Below are 17,356 nucleotides of genomic sequence, written 5' to 3'. Positions count from 1 at the left end.
GAGCCGTACGCTTGAACTTAGAAGGGGGAGGCCTCGCGGCCTCCCCCTTTTTTGCGTTTTATAGAGAGCTGTAATACAAGAACTCGCCTTCTTTTAACTTGTCTTACTGTTTGGCTGTATTTTGAGTCCTTCTTTTGTATTTGCGCGATAATAACTCCCATTGGCGTTAGGGAGGACTTGATGTTTACCGTTTTTGTCTTGGGCAATATTGCTTCGGGTAAGTCGACTGCCTGCCGCTATCTCGAATCTCATGGCGCCATGCTTATCGATCTGGACGAGCTTGCCAAATCGCTGTATGTGCCAGGCTCCGATATCGTCAATGCCCTCGCGGAAGAATTTGGCTGGGATATTTTGGATGAGGAAGGCGGCATTCGCCGCAGCATCCTCGCTTCTCGAGCTTTCGCTTCTCCTGATTCGGTCGCACGGCTCAATGGCATTGTGCATCCCGTTCTGATTGAACAGCTTTCGCTTAGGATTCTCGATCCGGTTTGTTGTACGGTTTCATCTCCCCGTTATCCCTTTTCGGTGGTCGAGGTCTCTGCTCCGACTGGTTTTGAGGATGCATTTGGCTTGGCTGATGAAATTCTGGTCATCAGCGCCCCTTTGTCAGTTCGTCGCGAGCGTGCTATTCAGCGTGGCATGGAGCCATCTGATTTCGATGCCCGTTCTGCTTGCCAGCCCGATGAGTCTGCGCTGTGCAATCTCGCTACAACGGTGATTGATAATGCCGCAGGCGGTAATTCGCTCTTTGAGCAGCTTGACTCATGGCTTGCATGCCATGGGTTTATAGACACTGCGAATAAGGAGGATGCCGATGCCTAAGACACGTTTCTTTGCGTGGTATCGCCTTATACCGTTGGCTGCCGTTTTTGCCTTCGGTCTTATCTCATTCGTTTACTCGTGTGCTCCTGCCGCTTTCTTTAAGCCGCTGTATCCGATTGACTACGAGGCATATGTAAAACAATCCAGTATTTCGCATAATCTGGATCCGTATCTGGTGTGCGCTGTCATTAAGTCGGAATCGAATTGGGATCCCAAGGCCGAATCGAATCAGGGTGCTCAGGGATTGATGCAGCTGATGCCCGTGACTGCCCAGGATATGATTGCCAAAGGTCTTGTCGATGGTAGCGAGTATTCAGCCGACAACCTTAACGATCCCGCTACGAACATCGAGTTTGGCTGCGCATACCTCTCGTATCTTCTGACCTATTTCAACGGGTCGACTGACAGTGCCATTGCCGCCTATAACGCCGGTATGGGCAATGTCGACGGATGGGCGCAGCAGAACACGTCACTTCATAATGCGATTACCTTCCCTGAAACTCAGGCTTATCTGATTCGTGTCAATAATGCCTGGGTTCGCTATAAGACCCTTTATCCCGATCGGTTCGTATAGGACTATGCCTGCCGCCTGCGTATACTGCAGATATATGAGTTAGGAGTATCCATGGCGGAATTTGAAGTTGAGCGTGTTGGAGGAGAGCTCAAACGTTTTGGCGTTGAGGGCTCTGAGGTGCCATTTAAGGTTGTATCTCCTTATGAGCCTGCAGGTTCTCAGCCTAAGGCCATTGAGTCGCTTGTGCAGGGTGTGAGGGACGGAGATCGCTATCAGGTTTTGCTGGGCGTGACTGGTTCGGGCAAGACCTTCACGATGGCTAAGACTATTGAGGCCCTGGGGAAGCCGACGCTGGTCATGGCTCCCAATAAAACGCTCGCCGCTCAGCTTGCGAGCGAGCTCAAAGAGTTCTTTCCCAACAACGCTGTGGTCTACTTTGTCTCGTACTACGACTACTATCAGCCCGAGGCGTATGTGCCGCAAAGCGATACATATATCGAGAAAGACTCCTCGATTAACGAAGAGGTCGAGATGCTGCGCCATCAGGCGACCGCGTCACTGCTCTCTCGACGCGATGTGATCGTTGTCGCATCGGTCTCGTGTATCTATGGCATTGGCTCTCCTGAGGACTATGCGGGTCTGGCTCCAAACGTCGACAAGAAGGTGCCGCTCGAGCGCGATGACTTTATCCATGCACTTATCGACATTCAATATGATCGCAATGACTATGACCTGGCACGCGGCACGTTCCGCGTGCGCGGCGATGTTGTCGACGTGTATCCGCCTTATGCCGAGCATCCGTTGCGGTTTGAGTTCTTTGGCGACGAGGTCGAGCTGATTGCCGAGATCGATGAGGTCACCGGTGAGATGCTTCGTGAGTACGAGGCCATTCCCGTATGGCCGGCATCGCACTACGTGACCGAGAAGCCGAAGGTCAAGGCGGCTCTGAAATCGATCAGCGAAGAGTGCGAGAAGCGCGTGGCGGAGCTCAAGGCGACCGACAAGTTGCTCGAGGCGCAGCGTCTGCAGCAGCGTACCGATTATGATCTTGAGATGCTCGAGACGATGAGCTTTTGCAACGGCATCGAGAACTACTCGCGTCATCTGGACGGTCGCAAGCCGGGTGAGCCGCCGTTTACCCTAATCGATTACTTTCCCAAGGATATGCTCTGCATCATCGATGAGAGCCATGTGACGGTGCCGCAGATTCGCGGCACGCACGAAGGTGACCGCTCGCGTAAGGTGACGCTGGTGGAACACGGTTTTCGCCTGCCCTCGGCGCTCGATAACCGCCCGCTTCGTTTCGATGAGTTTGAGGCAAGGATCCCCCAGTTTATCTATGTTTCGGCCACGCCGGGCGACTACGAGCTGCGGGTGAGCCAAAACGACGTGGAGCAGATTATTCGTCCGACAGGCCTGCTCGACCCCAAGATTGACGTGCGTCCAGTTCGCGGTCAGATTGACGATCTTGAGGACGAGATTCGCGAGCGCGTTGCCCGCAAGGAGCGCGTGCTGGTGACTACGTTGACCAAGCGCATGGCCGAGGACCTGACCGACCATCTACTTGATGCGGGCATTAAGGTCAATTACATGCACTCTGATACGGCGACAATGGACCGTGTCGAGATCCTGCGAACGCTGCGCGAGGGCAAGATCGATGTTCTCGTTGGCATCAACCTGCTTCGCGAGGGCTTGGATCTTCCCGAGGTCTCACTGGTGGCAATTCTCGATGCCGATAAGGAAGGCTTCTTGCGCAACCGCCGTTCGCTGATTCAGACGATTGGCCGTGCGGCCCGTAACGCCGATGGCGAAGTCATCATGTATGCAGACGTTGTGACCGATTCGATGAAAGAGGCCATCGAGGAGACACAGCGCCGTCGCGAGATTCAGATGGCATATAACGAAGAACATGGCATTGTGCCCAAGACAGTGCGCAAGGCCATCAACGACATCTCAAGTTTTATTGCCGAGGCCGAAAAAACTGTGGGCCCCAAGGGACGCTCGAAGGGCGACTCTCTTGGCCATGGCGCATTCTATACGCCCGATGAGTCGGGCGAGGGCGGTGTGCCGGAAACGGTGGCGCCCGAGCAGACACTTGCGGAGCAGTTGGAAGAACTGCCGCATGACGAGCTTGTGCGGATCGTCGAAACCATGGAAGAGGATATGCGTAACGCTTCTGCCGCTATGGACTTTGAGGAGGCGGCGCGCCTGCGCGATGCTGTCGTTCAGATTCGGGCGATGCTCGAGGGTGCGTCTGAGGACGAGACGATCGAGCGCTTACGCTCGCAGGCCCGCAAGGGTTCCACGTTCGCATCGGGCAGAAAACGCCAGGGTGCACGGTTTAAGAAATAGCGAACAGGCCCCGAGTTCCCTGTGGAGCTCGGGGCCTATGTCTTTTGCGCGCTGGAATTTGTGCGTTAGAGGTCTGCGATCAGGGCTTCAGCACAACGGATGCCGTCGGTGGCCGCGCTCATGATGCCGCCGGCATATCCAGCTCCCTCACCACAAGGGTAGAGGCCCGGGGTCGACACGGCGTGGCACGTTTGGTCTCGGGTGACAGTGACCGGTGAGCTCGAACGAGTCTCCACGCCGGTAAGAACGGCATCGGGGCGGTCGTAGCCTCGTAGCTTTTTTCCGAGTAGGGGAAGTCCCAGGCGGAGCGACTCGACGATATGCTGCGGTAGGGCTTCGTCAATTGCCGTCCAGGTCACACCGAGCGGATAGGTGGGCTTTACCTTTCCGGGCGCCTTGCTGGCGCGTCCTGCGAGGAAATCCCCGACGAGTTGTGCCGGTGCGTTCCAGTTGGAACCGCCCAGGCGATAGGCGGCCGCCTCGCAGGCACGCTGGAGCTCGATGCCGGCGAGCGGGTCATCGTTGGGAAGGTCCTCAGGCGTGACGTTAACGAGCAGGGCGGCATTTGCGTTGCGTCCGTCGCGGGCATTGAGACTGGCCCCGTTGACGCACAGATGGCACGGTTCTGAAGAGGCGGCAACAACCTGTCCGCCGGGGCACATGCAAAACGAGAACACGCTGCGGCCGTTGGGAAGATGGACAACAAGTTTGTAGGGGGCCGCCCCGAGCGCTGGATGTCCCGCCGAGGCTCCATATTGGGCTCTGTCGATGTCGCGTTGCGGATGCTCGATGCGAACGCCCATGGCAAAGGTCTTTTGTGCGAGGGCCACGTTGTGGTCCTTAAGGAGCTCAATAATATCGCGAGCAGAATGCCCGCAGGCGAGGATGAGGTGCCTTGTCTCGATTGGCTCGTAAGTGGCGTCTTGGGACGATTGGACATCAATACCGGTGATGGCGCCAGACGCGTCGGTGCGAATGTCGACGAGCTTCGTTCGATAACGGACGACACCTCCGAGCTGCTCGATGCGCTGGGATATAGCGGTGACAACCTTGGGAAGGATGTCGGAGCCAATGTGCGGCTTGGCATCCCACAGAATATCGCGGGGCGCACCCGCCTCGACGAAGGTTTCGAGGATAAGGCGATGGACGGGATTTTTTGTTCCCGTATTGAGCTTGCCGTCCGAGAAGGTCCCTGCGCCGCCCAGACCAAACTGAATATTGCTCTCGGGGTCGAGGATGCGCTCCTTTAGAAAGAGGTCGATCGCCTGCGAGCGGCGAAATGCCGGGTCGCCGCGCTCGATAAGCAAGGGCTTAAGACCTGCTTCGGCGAGCGTGAGCGCAGCGAAAAGGCCGGCGCATCCGGCGCCGACAACGACGGGGCGTTCTTGAGGCGCGTCGGAGACGGGGGAGGGGAATGAAGGCCCATCATCTTCTATCGCGCGTACGCGCGAGCGGTCACGCTCGGTAACGCTGTCGACCGCTTCTCGCTCGAGGTGGGGACTAGTCAGCTCAACACGAAAGCTCAGGATAAAATGGACGTCTCGTTTTTTGCGAGCGTCGATTGACTTGCGGTGGAGCTCGATGGACTTGATCTCGGAGTCCTTGCAACGTAAGACGCGCTTGGCGACTCGCTTGCCAACAATGAGGCAGGCATTTTCATCGCCGGCTTCATCGAGCGACGCGTTGACTTGGGTGATTTCGATCATCGAGGTCTCCTTAGAGGCAAGAAAGAGGCCGTCCGGTATCCCAGACGGCCCGAATGCGTTTTTGATTATAGACTGCGCGGCTACAAGCTGCTTGCAGCGCGAATGCCCGAGAGCCAGGCCCACGCAAGGTTAAAGCCTCCGCAATCGGCGTCGATGTCGAGCGCTTCGCCGCAGACGTAAAGCGGGGCGTCGACAACGCTGCGCGCGCGTAGACTGGGTGTTGAGATGCTCTCGACAGATACGCCACCACGCGTGACCTGCGCCGAGCGCTCCTCGGCTGTTCCCTCGACGAGCAACTTAAAGTGCTTGAGGATCGAGACCAGGTGGATGACATCGTTGGAGCCTGGATGGCACTGCTCGAACGCTGTACAGACGACGCGGGAGAGTTGCGGGGCGAGCATGCCGTCGAGCCAACGGGGATCGCGGGGCGAAAAGCCGCCGAGCAGCTTAACGCGCCGGTTGAGCATATCGAGCAGCTCGTCTTTAGAGAGGTCGGGGAAAACGTCGAGCAGGATCGTATCGCCGCGCTGGATACGACGGGAGAGGTTGAAGACAGCGACGCCCGAGATGCCGAAGGCTCGAAACAGTACTTCACCGTCTTCGTGCCAGAGCTCACTATGGTTACGGGTGAGCGTCAAGCGGGCGCGGACGCGCAGACCATCCAACGTCTTGAGTGCCGCCCGATCGCCAACGACCGTTGCCGATACGGGGCAGAGGATGGGGCGCAGCGAAGTGAGGGGGAGGCTAAACGTATCGGCGATACCGGTGGGGTTGCCGCCCGTGGCGATAATTACGGTATGTGCCTGCAGGGCCTCGTTCTTGCGAGGGACATCGGCGAGCGCTTTCCGAAGCGAGCGGAGCTCCGATTTTCGGTCGTCGTGCTTTTTTGCCTTGAGCGCCCGCGCTGGACGGTCTATTTGGAGTGCCCAGCCTTCGGAAGCTTTGTGCGCCGAGGCAACGTTGGCTCCGCAGATTAAGGTGATACCTAGGCGGTCGCAAACGTTGAGAAGCGCGTCGCGCACCGATTCGGCGCGAAGGGAGCGCGGGTACAGCCGGCCTTCCTCGGAGGTTGTCATGATGCCCAGCGAGGAGAAGAAACCCATAAGCTCTTGTTCGGGCCGGGGGCCCATAACGGATTCAACGAATGCGGGGTGGTTATACCGCTGTGGATCAATTGATTCGTTGGAGAGGTTGCAGCGGCCGTTGCCGGTCGCAAGGAGCTTAAGGCCGCAGGCGACATCGCGCTCAACGATGCAGACGCTTTTGCCAGCTCGTGCGGCCGTAATGGCGGCGGCGAGGCCTGAAGCCCCGCCGCCGATTACCAGGACGTCATAGAAGGCGCTCGCGTTCACTTAGGCCTCGTCGGTCTCGTGCGGGGTAATGGCCTCGACGGCAGAGACTGCCTTGGGCAACATGCCATCGGGCAGTGCGGTCTCGACCTCGCCCTTATCGCAGGCCTCGGCGAGTGCCGGATTAATGGGAAGCTGGCCCAAGATGTCGAGGTTATAGCGCTCTGCGACCTCGGGGAGCTTGCTCTTGCCAAAGACCTCGATCTTCTTGCCGCAGTCGGGACACTCAATATAGCTCATGTTCTCGACAATGCCCAGAATGGGGACGTTCATCTTCTCGGCCATGTTGACCGCCTTGGCGACGATCATCGAGACCAGATCCTGCGGGCTCGTGACGATGACGATGCCGTCGACGGGCAGCGACTGGAAGACGGTGAGCGCGACGTCGCCTGTTCCCGGAGGCATGTCGACCAGCAGGTAGTCGATGGGGCCCCACGAGGTCTCGCTCCAGAACTGCCTAATGGCGCCTGCGATGACCGGACCGCGCCAAAGGACGGGGTCGGTCTCGTTTTGGAGCAGAAGGTTGGAGCTCATGACCTTGACGCCGTGCTCGGAGATTTCGGGCAGCATAAGGTTGCCAAGGGCATGGACGTGGCGTCCGCTCATACCGAACATCTTGGGGATAGAGGGACCGGTGATGTCGGCATCGAGGACGCCGACCTTGTGGCCGTGACGGGCAAGCTCGGTGGCGATGGCACCGGTGACAAACGACTTGCCGACACCGCCCTTGCCGGAAAGCACGGCGATGACGCGTTTGACCTCGGACAGCGTGTTCTCCTCAAATTGCGACGGCGACGTTTGTCCGCCGGCGGCCTGTGCGTGCTCGCAACCCATGTATGACTCCTTTGTATATGTTGGGGCCGGGGCCCCGTGGTGTGACACGAGCGTCATTGTACCCTCGTTTGCGAGCGGGAGTCATTTGCGATGCATTTGGGCCGAGCGTGCTTGCAATACGATGGGTCCAAGCGAATGGGCGGGCTTACTGAACTTTGCTGGCGAACTCGAGGTATTGCATGCGCTGCAGCTTGTCGATCGTCGAGGCGTATGGGCTGTCTTCAGATTCCAAGTCGTAGCGCAGCCCGTCGGCACCAAGGTAGCCGGCGACATTGATGGTGGGCACATCTGACCTTGTTGCTAGCAGAGCCTTTTGATAGTCGGTGAGCGGGGCGCCGATCTTATTAAGGGTAATGGCTGCAATCTCGTTTGCCCCGACGGTGTCGTAGACGTTGAGCTCGGTATCGCCGGCGATTTCATAGTTAGCCCAGACGAAATAGGTCGACTGATAGATACGGAAAGCGTGGCTTGCCGTATCTTCCTGAGGGTACAGCTCGTCGTTGAGAGTCGTTGCGGCGCTCGGCTGATGGTCGCCAAAAAAGACAAGGACAACCGGTCTGCCGATATTGCGGAGCTCGTTGATAAAGTACTCGAGGTCCCGGTCGGATGCGTTGATGCAGGTAAGATAGGTGTTGAGCGCGCTATTGGCACCCTCGCTGGCTCCCTCGACCCAATAGTTTGTCAGCTCCTCGGCGGGAACGGTGCCATAGTCGTAGCCGCCGTGATTTTGCATCGTGACGTCAAAGATGAACTGTGGGGCTTCGTCGGTTCTAAGCAGGTCGAGTATCTTGTCGTAGGTGGCGTAGTCGCATACGCCGGCATGGTAACAGGGCGCACCTTCGAAATCGCCGATTGAAAGAAAGTCTCCAAAGCCCAGCTGCTGATAGATTTTATCTCGATGGTAGTTGACGGGGTTTTGCGGGTGCATAGCGGTGGCGGTATACCCAAGCTCCTTAAGGTCCTTTGCCAGGCTGTTGACGCCATTCATCTGATATAGCTGATAGGGGATTTTGCCTAATCCGACAAAGGCCGTTGTCGCTCCGGTCAAAAATTCGAATTCGGAGTTCGCCGTTCCGCCACCGGCGACCGAAGCGAGCATGGTGCCGCGAACAAGTGTGTCGGGAAGCGAGTTGTAGAATGCGGGGCCGGTGTACCCGGCCGCCTGGAGCTGCTCAAAGCACGAAAGGTCGCTAAAACTCTCGTTCATGACGGCAACAATCGTCGGCTTGATTTCATTGAACTGGGCAACGGCCGCCGCGCGCTGCTCGCTCGAGCCATACGTGCTGTCGTAGGCGGCGGCGAGCTCCTGCTCGATGCTCTGCGCCTCATCGGGCGTATAGTCTTCGGGCTTCTCAATGGGCAACTCGTTGACCATTTCGGTGAACGAAGTGATAAAACCCTGAGACGCATACGTGGTGATGGGCTGCCAACGGTCAAATCCAAAATTCAGTGCCTGCTCCAAGTCGATGCTGGAAAAGCCCGAGAGCCCCACAACGGTCACGAGCAGAAAAGCGCAGAGGTTAGCGGCGATTGCGGGGAAGACATGGGTGGGCGTACGGAGCTTTCGCGGTCGGATAAGCGAAAGAAGCCCCAGGGAAATCTCCAGCAGGGCGAGAGAGGTTACGATTCCGGCGGTAAAGGTAAACTCGTATCCCTCGCTCACTTCCATTGCGGTGCCAAGGGCCAAGATATCGCTTGGCAGGATGGCCTCGCCTTTAAACGTTATGACGAAGTGCTCGGCAATGCCAAGGATGCAACAGACGACGGGCACGAGGGCCATGACGCCTCCATGACGCTGTCCCAGCAAATAAAGGGAGAGCAGAACCGTTGCGAGCAGCCCGACGGAAAACCCGAATGAGTTGGCGGGAATGCGATAGAACGTTTCGTTACAGGCAATTTCGAGTGAAACGAACGAGAGCGCTGAAACAGCGGCGATGACAAGGATGTCACGGCAAATACAGGCAACCGTTCCCGTCGCAAGATCGGTTTGGTCGATAAGTCCCGAAACCAAGGGTTCGACAAGAAGTATGACGGCGGCAGCACCGAGCGCCGAATAAGAAAGGACCCATGGGGAACTGTCCTCATTTACGAGCAATTGATTCGTAATCCATGCAGCTACCACGCCGAGCGGGATGAGGAGCGTCGCGCACCAAAAGACGCGGGCAATGGGCGGCTTTTCATTGTGTTTGATTGAAAAATACACGCGCACGACGACGGTGGCCACGATAAGGACGGCGATGAATATGGGCAGAATGGCCATGTCGCTCGAAGTGATTTCAAGGGGGATATCTTCGGTCATGGACGTTCCTCTGTTACAGCAAATTAAGTTCAGTATTAGATTACTGTAACCTTTCCACGGCATTTCGAGAAACAAAGCGCCCGATACGCAAGGCTAAAGGTCTGCGAATCTTGTATTACGAACATCTGTGCGCGTCGAGTGCGCTAAACTCATCGACAGTATGATTCGATGCAATAGGAGGCAAGGAGCTTCCATGTCTGATTCTTCTATCGTTATTCGCGGCGCTCGTGAGCACAACCTCCGTGATATCGATGTTTCCATTCCGCGCGACCAACTCGTGGTCATTACCGGTCTTTCTGGCTCGGGCAAGAGTTCGCTGGCATTTGACACTATCTATGCCGAGGGCCAGCGTCGATATGTCGAGAGCCTTTCGAGCTATGCGCGCCAGTTCTTGGGCCAGATGGACAAACCCGACCTGGATTCAATCGACGGCCTTTCGCCGGCGGTGTCGATCGACCAAAAGACGACGTCTAAAAACCCTCGCTCGACGGTTGGCACCGTAACCGAGATTTATGACTATCTGCGCCTACTGTTCGCCCGTGTGGGCACCCCGCACTGTCCCGAATGCGGCCGCGTCATTGAGCGCCAGACGACCGACCAGGTTGCCGACAAAGTCTTGGCGGCGGGGGAGGGTCGCCGCGCGTTTGTGCTGGCCCCGGTGGTGCGCGGGCGAAAAGGCGAGTACACCAAACTGTTTGAGGACCTTCGCGCCGAGGGCTTTAGCCGCGTGCGTGTCGACGGCGAAGTGCGCTCGCTCGACGATCCGATCGATCTGGACAAGAAGTTCAAGCACGATATCGAGGTCGTGGTCGATCGCATCGTGATCCGTGAAAATTCTCTGGGTCGTATCGCCGAGTCTGTTGAGCAGGCGACCGCGCTGGCTCACGGCAATGTAAACGTGTACATGCTGCCCGATCGTGATGCTCCCGAGGGGACCGAGGGCGAGCTGCTGGAGTATTCGTTGGCCTTGGCGTGCCCGGAGCATGGACACTCCATTGACGATCTTCAGCCGCGTGATTTTTCGTTTAACGCTCCCTATGGCGCATGTCCTGAGTGCGACGGCCTGGGCTTTAAGAAAACCGTTGATGCCGAGGCGCTGATCGAGGACCCCTCGAAGTCCATTGCCGACGGAGTCTTTGGTAGCCTGTTTGGCAATTCGAACTACTACCCGCAGATTTTTGCTGCGGTCTGTAAACACTTTAAGGTGGGCACCGATACGCCGTGGGAGGACTTGCCCCCTCGCGTACGTCGTGCATTCTTGGATGGCCTGGGCGATACGAAGATCTCGGTTGACTACCAAAAACTCGACGGACGCCGTAGCCAGTGGGATACCAAGTTTTCGGGCGTTCGCAACATCCTGTACGAACGCTATACCGAGACGACGAACGAGAACACCAAGGCGCGCTTGGAGAAGTACATTCGCGAGGAACCGTGCTCGAGCTGCCACGGCGCTCGTTTGCGCCCTGAGATGCTCGCCGTCACCGTGGGCGGCAAGTCCATTTACGAGGTTTGTTGCCTGTCGTGCCGTGAGTCGCTCGAGTTTTTTGAGGGCCTGGAGCTCACCGAGCGCCAACAGTTTATCGGCGGGCGCATCGTCAAGGAAATCCTGGAGCGCTTGCGTTTTCTGGTCGATGTTGGACTCGACTATCTGACGCTCGATCGTGCCTCGGCGACGCTTTCTGGTGGCGAGGCGCAGCGTATTCGCCTGGCAACGCAGATCGGCGCGGGTCTCATGGGCGTGCTCTATATTCTGGACGAGCCCTCGATCGGTCTTCATCAGCGTGACAACGAGCGCTTGATCAAGACGCTCGAGCGCCTGCGCGATATCGGCAATACCGTTATCGTTGTCGAACACGACGAGGATACAATCCGTGCCGCCGATTACGTGATCGACATGGGGCCCGGCGCCGGCGTCAACGGCGGACACGTAGTCGCGGCGGGAACGCCTGCCGATATCATGGCGTGTCCTGAGTCGATGACGGGCGCTTATCTGACCGGCAAACGAATGATTCGGGTGCCTGATGAACGGCGCAAGCCCGGTCGCGGCTGCCTTAAAATTACGGGCGCTCGAGCCAACAACCTCAAAAACGTTACTGCCAAGATCGAGTTTGGTACGCTTACGGTTGTTACCGGCGTGTCGGGATCGGGCAAGAGCTCCCTGGTTACCGATACCATTGCGCCTGCCCTTACGAATGCCATTCACCGTTCGACGCGCCCTGTGGGTCCGTATAAGAAAATCGAGGGCATCGAGTGTATCGATAAGGTTATCGATATCGACCAGTCGCCGATTGGCCGCACGCCGCGTTCCAACCCTGCTACCTATATCGGCCTGTGGGATGATCTTCGCGCGCTGTTTGCGAGTACGCCGGAGTCGAAGGCGCGCGGCTACTCGCCGGGTCGTTTCTCCTTTAATGTGAGTGGCGGGCGCTGTGAGGCGTGCAAGGGCGACGGACAGATCAAGATCGAGATGCACTTCCTTCCCGATATCTACGTTCCCTGCGAAGTTTGCGGCGGTAAACGCTACAACCGCGAGACACTCGAGGTCACCTACCGTGGCAAGACTATCTCGGACGTACTTGACATGAGCGTGGCCGAGGCACTGGCTTTCTTTGGGAATATCCCGCAGATCAAGCGAAAGCTCCAGACGCTGTACGATGTGGGCTTGGGCTACGTGAGCCTGGGCCAGCCCGCCACGACGCTTTCGGGCGGCGAGGCGCAGCGTGTGAAGCTCGCCAAGGAGCTTCATCGACGCCAGACGGGCAAGACGTTCTATATTTTGGACGAGCCGACGACCGGCCTTCATTTTGAGGACGTCCGCCAGCTGCTCGATGTGCTGCAGCGCTTGGTCGATGCGGGCAACACGGTGCTGGTGATTGAACACAACCTTGATGTCATCAAGGTTGCCGACCGCCTGATCGATATGGGTCCCGAGGGCGGTAACGGCGGCGGAACCGTCGTGGTTTCGGGCACACCGGAGCAGGTTGCGGACTGTCCGCAGAGTTATACGGGCAAGTTTTTGGCGCCGTTGCTCAGGCGCGACCGGGAGCGTCAGGCTCACTTGATGCTCAATAAATAGGCGATTCAGTTTATGGGCGCCATCGACTCCTTGTGATTCGATGGCGCCTGCTGTGTCGAAGTGACGTATGCAGCCGAATTGGACATATACTTAATCCTCGCGTCCGAATGCGAGGGAAAGGATATGTCATGGCAAAGGCTGTAAAGACGCCAAAAACCAATGCGATGCGCGAGCTGGAAAGCGCCGGCATTTCCTATGTTCTACATACGTACGAAGACGATGGCGATGAGTCGGTGGGCCTGGGGGTCGCGATTTCGGAGCAGCTTGGCGAGGAGCCCGGTCAAGGATTTAAGACTTTGGTCTGCGTGACACCGTCCAACGACTATGTCGTGTGCTGTATCCCTGTTGCCGACGAGCTCGATCTAAAGTCCGCCGCGCGTGCCGCGGGGGAGAAGTCCTTGGCCATGATGCATGTGAAGGATTTGCTTGCGGCGACTGGCTACGTTCGCGGCGGCTGCAGCCCGGTCGGTATGAAAAAACGCTACCGGACGCTCATTGATGAGACGTGTGTCCTTTGGGATACCATTTTTATTTCAGGAGGCAAGCGTGGTTATCAGCTCGAGCTTGCACCCGATGATTTAATTGCATTTTGCGGGGCGACGGTTGCCGCGATTACGAGAGAGGACTGAGCGATGCCGCAGGAAGAATTGAAGCGCGGAGCTCATTTTGCAAAAGAATCTGCGCCTCAGACACCCTCATCCGAAGCTTCTTCGTCGCGAGATGACACTGACGACATGGGTTCGTCGGACTACTCCACGGTTGGTCGTTCCGCCGGGCTTATGACCATCCTGACTATCGTGTCTCGCGTCACCGGTTTTATCCGCACGTGGGCAATGGCGGCCGCTATCGGCATGTCGCTGCTCTCGTCCTCCTATCAGGTCGCCAACAACCTGCCCAATATGCTCTACGAACTCGTGATGGGTGGCATGCTCGTGACGGCGTTTTTGCCCGTGTACATGGGCGTGAGGCGTGAGCAGGGTCGCGAGGCCTCGAACGAGTACGTGGGCAACCTGCTCGGCATTCTGCTTTTGGTGCTGGGTGGCATTTCGTTGCTGGGGACCGTGTTCGCCCCGGGCTTTATCTGGACGCAATCGTTCCTTTCGGGTGACGGCGGCAGCATGGATACCGCTGCGTTCATGTTCCGTTTCTTTGCCATCCAGATTCTGTTTTATGGTTTGGGCTCGGTGTTTTCGGGCGTTCTCAACGCACACCGCGACTACTTCTGGTCGACGTTTGCCCCGGTCCTCAACAATGTGATCGTCATTGCGAGCTTTATGGGTTTTGCGCCTGTGTCCGCACAGTTTGGTGAACGTGCCGGCATCATCTTGATTGCGGCCGGTACGACCCTCGGTGTCTTTGTTCAGATGGCATGTCAGATCCCCGCGCTTGGCAAGCACGGCGTGCATCCCCATATCCATATCGACTTTAAGGACCCCGCGCTGCGCCAGACGATTGCGCTCGGTATCCCGACGCTGCTCGCCACGGTGTGCATGTTTGTCTCGACTTCTATCACCAACGCTGCCGCGCTGGTGGTCCAGCCCGAGACTGGCCCTTCCGTCATCGCCTATGCGCGCCTGTGGTACACGCTACCCTACGCGCTGATTGCCGCCTCGCTTTCGACGGCGCTCTATACTGAGCTCTCTCACGACGCACAGGAGAAGGATTACGACAGCGTTCGCACGGGCATTTCGCGTGGCGTCGCCCAGATGCTGTTCTTCCTGATTCCGTTCGCGCTGTACCTGATTGTCTTCGCGCGTCCGCTCAACATGATTTACTGTGCCGGCAAGTTCGATGAATCCGGCGTGGCGCTGGTGTCCGAGTTCCTTGTCTACCTGGCGTTCTCGCTGCCGCTCTACGGCGTGGTCGTGTTGATGCAGAAGAGCTTCTCTGCCTTGCTCGACATGAAGCCCTATAGCCGCTATTGCCTGTATTCTGCCATCGGCCAGGCCGGCTCGGTTCTGCTGTTTGGCGTTGTGCTGGGCTTCGGCATGCCGGCAATCGCGCTTTCGTATGTCGTCGACTACGTGATCTTGGTCGGTTGTTCGCTGTGGTGGCTGCGTCGTCGTCTGCGTGGCCTTCAGGTCAAATCTATCCTGCATGGCGGTTTCTTTGGCCTTTTGCTCGGTGGCCTGGGTGCTGCCGCAGGCGCCGGCGTCATGTGGGCGCTTGAGCACTTTGTCGGGGCACTTGGCGGCTCGATTCTGATTACTCTTGGCTATGTTTGCGTTGCGGGTGTCGTCTCGCTTGCTGTTACCTTTGGCCTTGCCGTCGTCCTTAAGATGCCCGAGGTCTCGGCGCTGCTTCGTCGTAAGTAGGTGCGCGTGGCCGGTCACGACAACATTCCAACGCTTGCCGAGCAGGTTTCGCGCGTTCCCACACAGCCCGGATGCTACCTTTGGAAGGATGCCAAGGGCGATGTCATCTACGTGGGCAAGGCGAAAAACCTACGCGCCCGTATGCGTCAATACGTGACACTGCAGGATGAGCGTCAAAAGATCCCGCTGATGATGCAGCTGGTGGCGAGCTTTGACTATATCGTGGTGGAGACCGAGCATGAGGCGTTGGTGCTCGAGCGCAATTTGATTGGTCAGTACCATCCGTACTTTAACGTCGACCTCAAGGATGACAAGAGCTACCCCTTTATCGCCATTACAAAGGGCGACCTGTATCCCGCTATCAAATATACGCGTGAGCGTCATAAGCCGGGAACGCGCTATTTTGGACCCTATACCGATAGCCGTGCGGCACGTGAGACGATAGATACGCTGCGCAAGGTTATCCCCATCTGCTCCGCATCCTGTGCGGAGTGGCGTCGTTGTCGTCGTATCGTCGAGTCCCACAAGGGCGAGGAAGACATCGTCAATATGATTTGCGCGCAAAACGGGCGTCCCTGCTTTGACTACCATGTCGGGCGCGGCCCGGGTGCGTGTGTCGGCGCGATTTCCCCGGCAGACTATGCCAAGAACGTCAAGCGTGTCGAGCGCTTTTTGTCGGGCCATCGCAAGGATGTCGTCGATGAGCTGACCTCCGAGATGACGGATGCCGCCGAGGCGCTCGACTTTGAGCGCGCGGCACGCGTCAAACGTCGTTTGGAGGTCATCAGGGGTCTGGACGATCGTCAGCAAGTCGTTTTTCCCTCCAGTGTCGATATCGATGTCATCGGTTTCTATCGCGAGGAGACCATCTCCGCCGCTTGCGTCTTTGTCGTGCGTGAGGGTCGAACGGTTCGAACCTGCGAGTTTATTCTCGATAAGGGTTTGGATGTCGACGAAGAGGAACTTCAATCGGGCTTTCTTAAGCGCTATTACGACGAGACGGCTGATATTCCAGCTGAGGTCAACCTTTCCGTCGAGCTTGAGGATGCGGAGGCGCTGGGGGAGTGGCTTGCGGGCAAGCGCGAGCGTTCCTGCCATCTCCATAGGCCGCAGCGTGGCGAAAAGCACCGTCTGCTCGATATGGCATCCAAAAATGCGCGCCATGCCCTCATGCGCTACATGATGCGAACGGGGTACGCTGACGACCGCACCAATCAAGCGCTCCTGGAGCTCGAAAGTGCGTTGGCGCTGCCGGCGCCGCCGCTGCGTATCGAGTGCTTCGATATCTCTACACTGCATGGCACCTTTACGGTCGCCTCGATGGTGGTGTTTACCAACGGGCGCGCCGACAAGAGCCAGTACCGTCGTTTTAAAATTCAGGCCGAATTGGACGAGGCAAACGACTTCGTGTCGATGTCCGAGGTTTTGGGACGACGCTATGCTCCCGAGCGCATGGCCGACGAGCGCTTTGGCTCGCGCCCCGATTTGCTCGTTGTCGATGGCGGTAAGCCGCAATTGACCGCTGCGATCAAGCAACTTGAAACTCTTGGGCTCGATATACCAGTTTGTGGCTTGGCAAAGGCCGATGAGGAGGTTTTCGTGCCTTGGGACGAGACTCCCGTCGTGCTTCCAACCGGGTCCGCGTCGCTCTATCTAATTAAACAGGTGCGCGATGAATCGCACCGTTTTGCCATCACGTTCCATCGCGAATTGCGCGATAAAGCCATGACGGTTTCGGTACTCGATGACGTTCCAGGCGTGGGACCCACCAGAAAACGTGCCCTTATGCGCCATTTTGGCTCGATGAAGCGTTTGCGTGCGGCAAGCGAGCAGGAGATTGCAGAAGTTCGAGGCGTTCCGGCCGATGTCGCCAAAGCGGTCCACGAGGCACTTGTTGCATGGAATGCCGAGCTCGCCCAGACATCGGCCAACCGTTCCGAAAACTAAATGCGCTTCTAAACAACTGATATACATGATTGGCCGATTTTCAATCATTTATTTCGCGGCGATTACCAGCCGATTTCTGGTTTTATTAACGCTAAAACGTTTGACTAGCCATGGTGAACAACCCTGCTATCCTGCGGGTTGA

At 57.4% G+C, this 17,356-nt stretch carries 11 protein-coding genes; 7 read left to right on the top strand and 4 right to left on the bottom strand.

Features of this window, described 5'->3' with window-relative positions:
• Nucleotides 1–180: 180 nt before the first annotated feature.
• The 3 genes from coaE to uvrB are packed head-to-tail and all read left to right on the top strand — an operon-like array spanning nt 181 to nt 3,688.
• Nucleotides 181–822, top strand: a complete 642-nt coding sequence (coaE, locus tag DWY05_RS04220) for a dephospho-CoA kinase (RefSeq protein WP_117820749.1) — start codon at nt 181–183, stop codon at nt 820–822.
• Entirely contained in the window at nt 815–1,396 is a 582-nt protein-coding gene (locus tag DWY05_RS04215) for a lytic transglycosylase domain-containing protein (protein WP_099431422.1), read from the top strand. The genes coaE and DWY05_RS04215 overlap by 8 nt, the downstream gene beginning before the upstream one ends.
• A gap of 51 nt (nt 1,397–1,447) precedes the next feature.
• Nucleotides 1,448–3,688: an excinuclease ABC subunit UvrB gene (uvrB, locus tag DWY05_RS04210; protein ID WP_117820748.1), complete on the top strand. Its 2,241-nt coding sequence runs from the start codon at nt 1,448–1,450 to the stop codon at nt 3,686–3,688.
• 65 nt (nt 3,689–3,753) lie between these two features.
• On the opposite strand, the gene DWY05_RS04205 is transcribed toward uvrB, so the two are convergent.
• The 4 genes from DWY05_RS04205 to DWY05_RS04190 all read right to left on the bottom strand — a co-directional run bounded on the left by DWY05_RS04205 (nt 3,754) and on the right by DWY05_RS04190 (nt 9,876).
• Complete coding sequence (locus tag DWY05_RS04205) at nt 3,754–5,394, bottom strand: NAD(P)/FAD-dependent oxidoreductase (RefSeq protein ID WP_117820747.1); 1,641 nt, start codon at nt 5,392–5,394, stop codon at nt 3,754–3,756.
• Nucleotides 5,395–5,474: 80 nt separating this feature from the next.
• Nucleotides 5,475–6,746, bottom strand: coding sequence for an NAD(P)/FAD-dependent oxidoreductase (locus DWY05_RS04200; protein ID WP_117820746.1), 1,272 nt, complete (start codon nt 6,744–6,746; stop codon nt 5,475–5,477).
• A complete protein-coding gene (locus DWY05_RS04195) occupies nt 6,747–7,577 on the bottom strand; it encodes an Mrp/NBP35 family ATP-binding protein (RefSeq protein ID WP_022094864.1) in 831 nt (276 codons plus the stop codon).
• A gap of 145 nt (nt 7,578–7,722) precedes the next feature.
• Nucleotides 7,723–9,876 carry an LTA synthase family protein gene (locus tag DWY05_RS04190; protein WP_158558688.1) on the bottom strand — a complete coding sequence of 718 codons (2,154 nt, stop codon included), beginning with the start codon at nt 9,874–9,876 and terminating at the stop codon, nt 7,723–7,725.
• A gap of 193 nt (nt 9,877–10,069) precedes the next feature.
• Here DWY05_RS04190 and uvrA point away from each other — a divergent pair, with 193 nt between their 5' ends.
• From uvrA to uvrC, 4 genes are all read left to right on the top strand, one after another.
• The gene (gene uvrA, locus DWY05_RS04185; RefSeq protein WP_117820744.1) at nt 10,070–12,952 is read left to right on the top strand and encodes an excinuclease ABC subunit UvrA; all 2,883 of its coding nucleotides are present in this window, start codon (nt 10,070–10,072) and stop codon (nt 12,950–12,952) included.
• A 128-nt stretch (nt 12,953–13,080) separates the two neighbouring features.
• A complete protein-coding gene (gene ybaK, locus DWY05_RS04180; protein ID WP_006236166.1) occupies nt 13,081–13,581 on the top strand; it encodes a Cys-tRNA(Pro) deacylase in 501 nt (166 codons plus the stop codon).
• Nucleotides 13,582–13,686: 105 nt separating this feature from the next.
• A complete protein-coding gene (murJ, locus tag DWY05_RS04175; protein WP_117759563.1) occupies nt 13,687–15,267 on the top strand; it encodes a murein biosynthesis integral membrane protein MurJ in 1,581 nt (526 codons plus the stop codon).
• A 6-nt stretch (nt 15,268–15,273) separates the two neighbouring features.
• Nucleotides 15,274–17,214, top strand: coding sequence for an excinuclease ABC subunit UvrC (uvrC, locus tag DWY05_RS04170; protein WP_370448085.1), 1,941 nt, complete (start codon nt 15,274–15,276; stop codon nt 17,212–17,214).
• Nucleotides 17,215–17,356 lie beyond the last annotated feature (142 nt).

It is taken from the genome of Collinsella sp. AF23-4AC (assembly GCF_003462685.1).
Taxonomy (GTDB): domain Bacteria; phylum Actinomycetota; class Coriobacteriia; order Coriobacteriales; family Coriobacteriaceae; genus Collinsella.
This window is presented reverse-complemented; position numbering and strand designations above follow the sequence as displayed.

Excerpts from the sequence above, each read along its gene's own strand:
- DWY05_RS04205 (WP_117820747.1), bottom strand. The coding sequence starts at position 5,394 with ATGATCGAAATCACCCAAGTCAACGCGTCGCTCGATGAAGCCGGCGAT.
- ybaK (WP_006236166.1), top strand. The coding sequence starts at position 13,081 with ATGGCAAAGGCTGTAAAGACGCCAAAAACCAATGCGATGCGCGAGCTG.
- uvrA (WP_117820744.1), top strand. The coding sequence starts at position 10,070 with ATGTCTGATTCTTCTATCGTTATTCGCGGCGCTCGTGAGCACAACCTC.
- uvrB (WP_117820748.1), top strand. The coding sequence starts at position 1,448 with ATGGCGGAATTTGAAGTTGAGCGTGTTGGAGGAGAGCTCAAACGTTTT.
- murJ (WP_117759563.1), top strand. The coding sequence starts at position 13,687 with ATGGGTTCGTCGGACTACTCCACGGTTGGTCGTTCCGCCGGGCTTATG.
- DWY05_RS04190 (WP_158558688.1), bottom strand. The coding sequence starts at position 9,876 with ATGACCGAAGATATCCCCCTTGAAATCACTTCGAGCGACATGGCCATT.
- coaE (WP_117820749.1), top strand. The coding sequence starts at position 181 with ATGTTTACCGTTTTTGTCTTGGGCAATATTGCTTCGGGTAAGTCGACT.
- DWY05_RS04215 (WP_099431422.1), top strand. The coding sequence starts at position 815 with ATGCCTAAGACACGTTTCTTTGCGTGGTATCGCCTTATACCGTTGGCT.
- DWY05_RS04195 (WP_022094864.1), bottom strand. The coding sequence starts at position 7,577 with ATGGGTTGCGAGCACGCACAGGCCGCCGGCGGACAAACGTCGCCGTCG.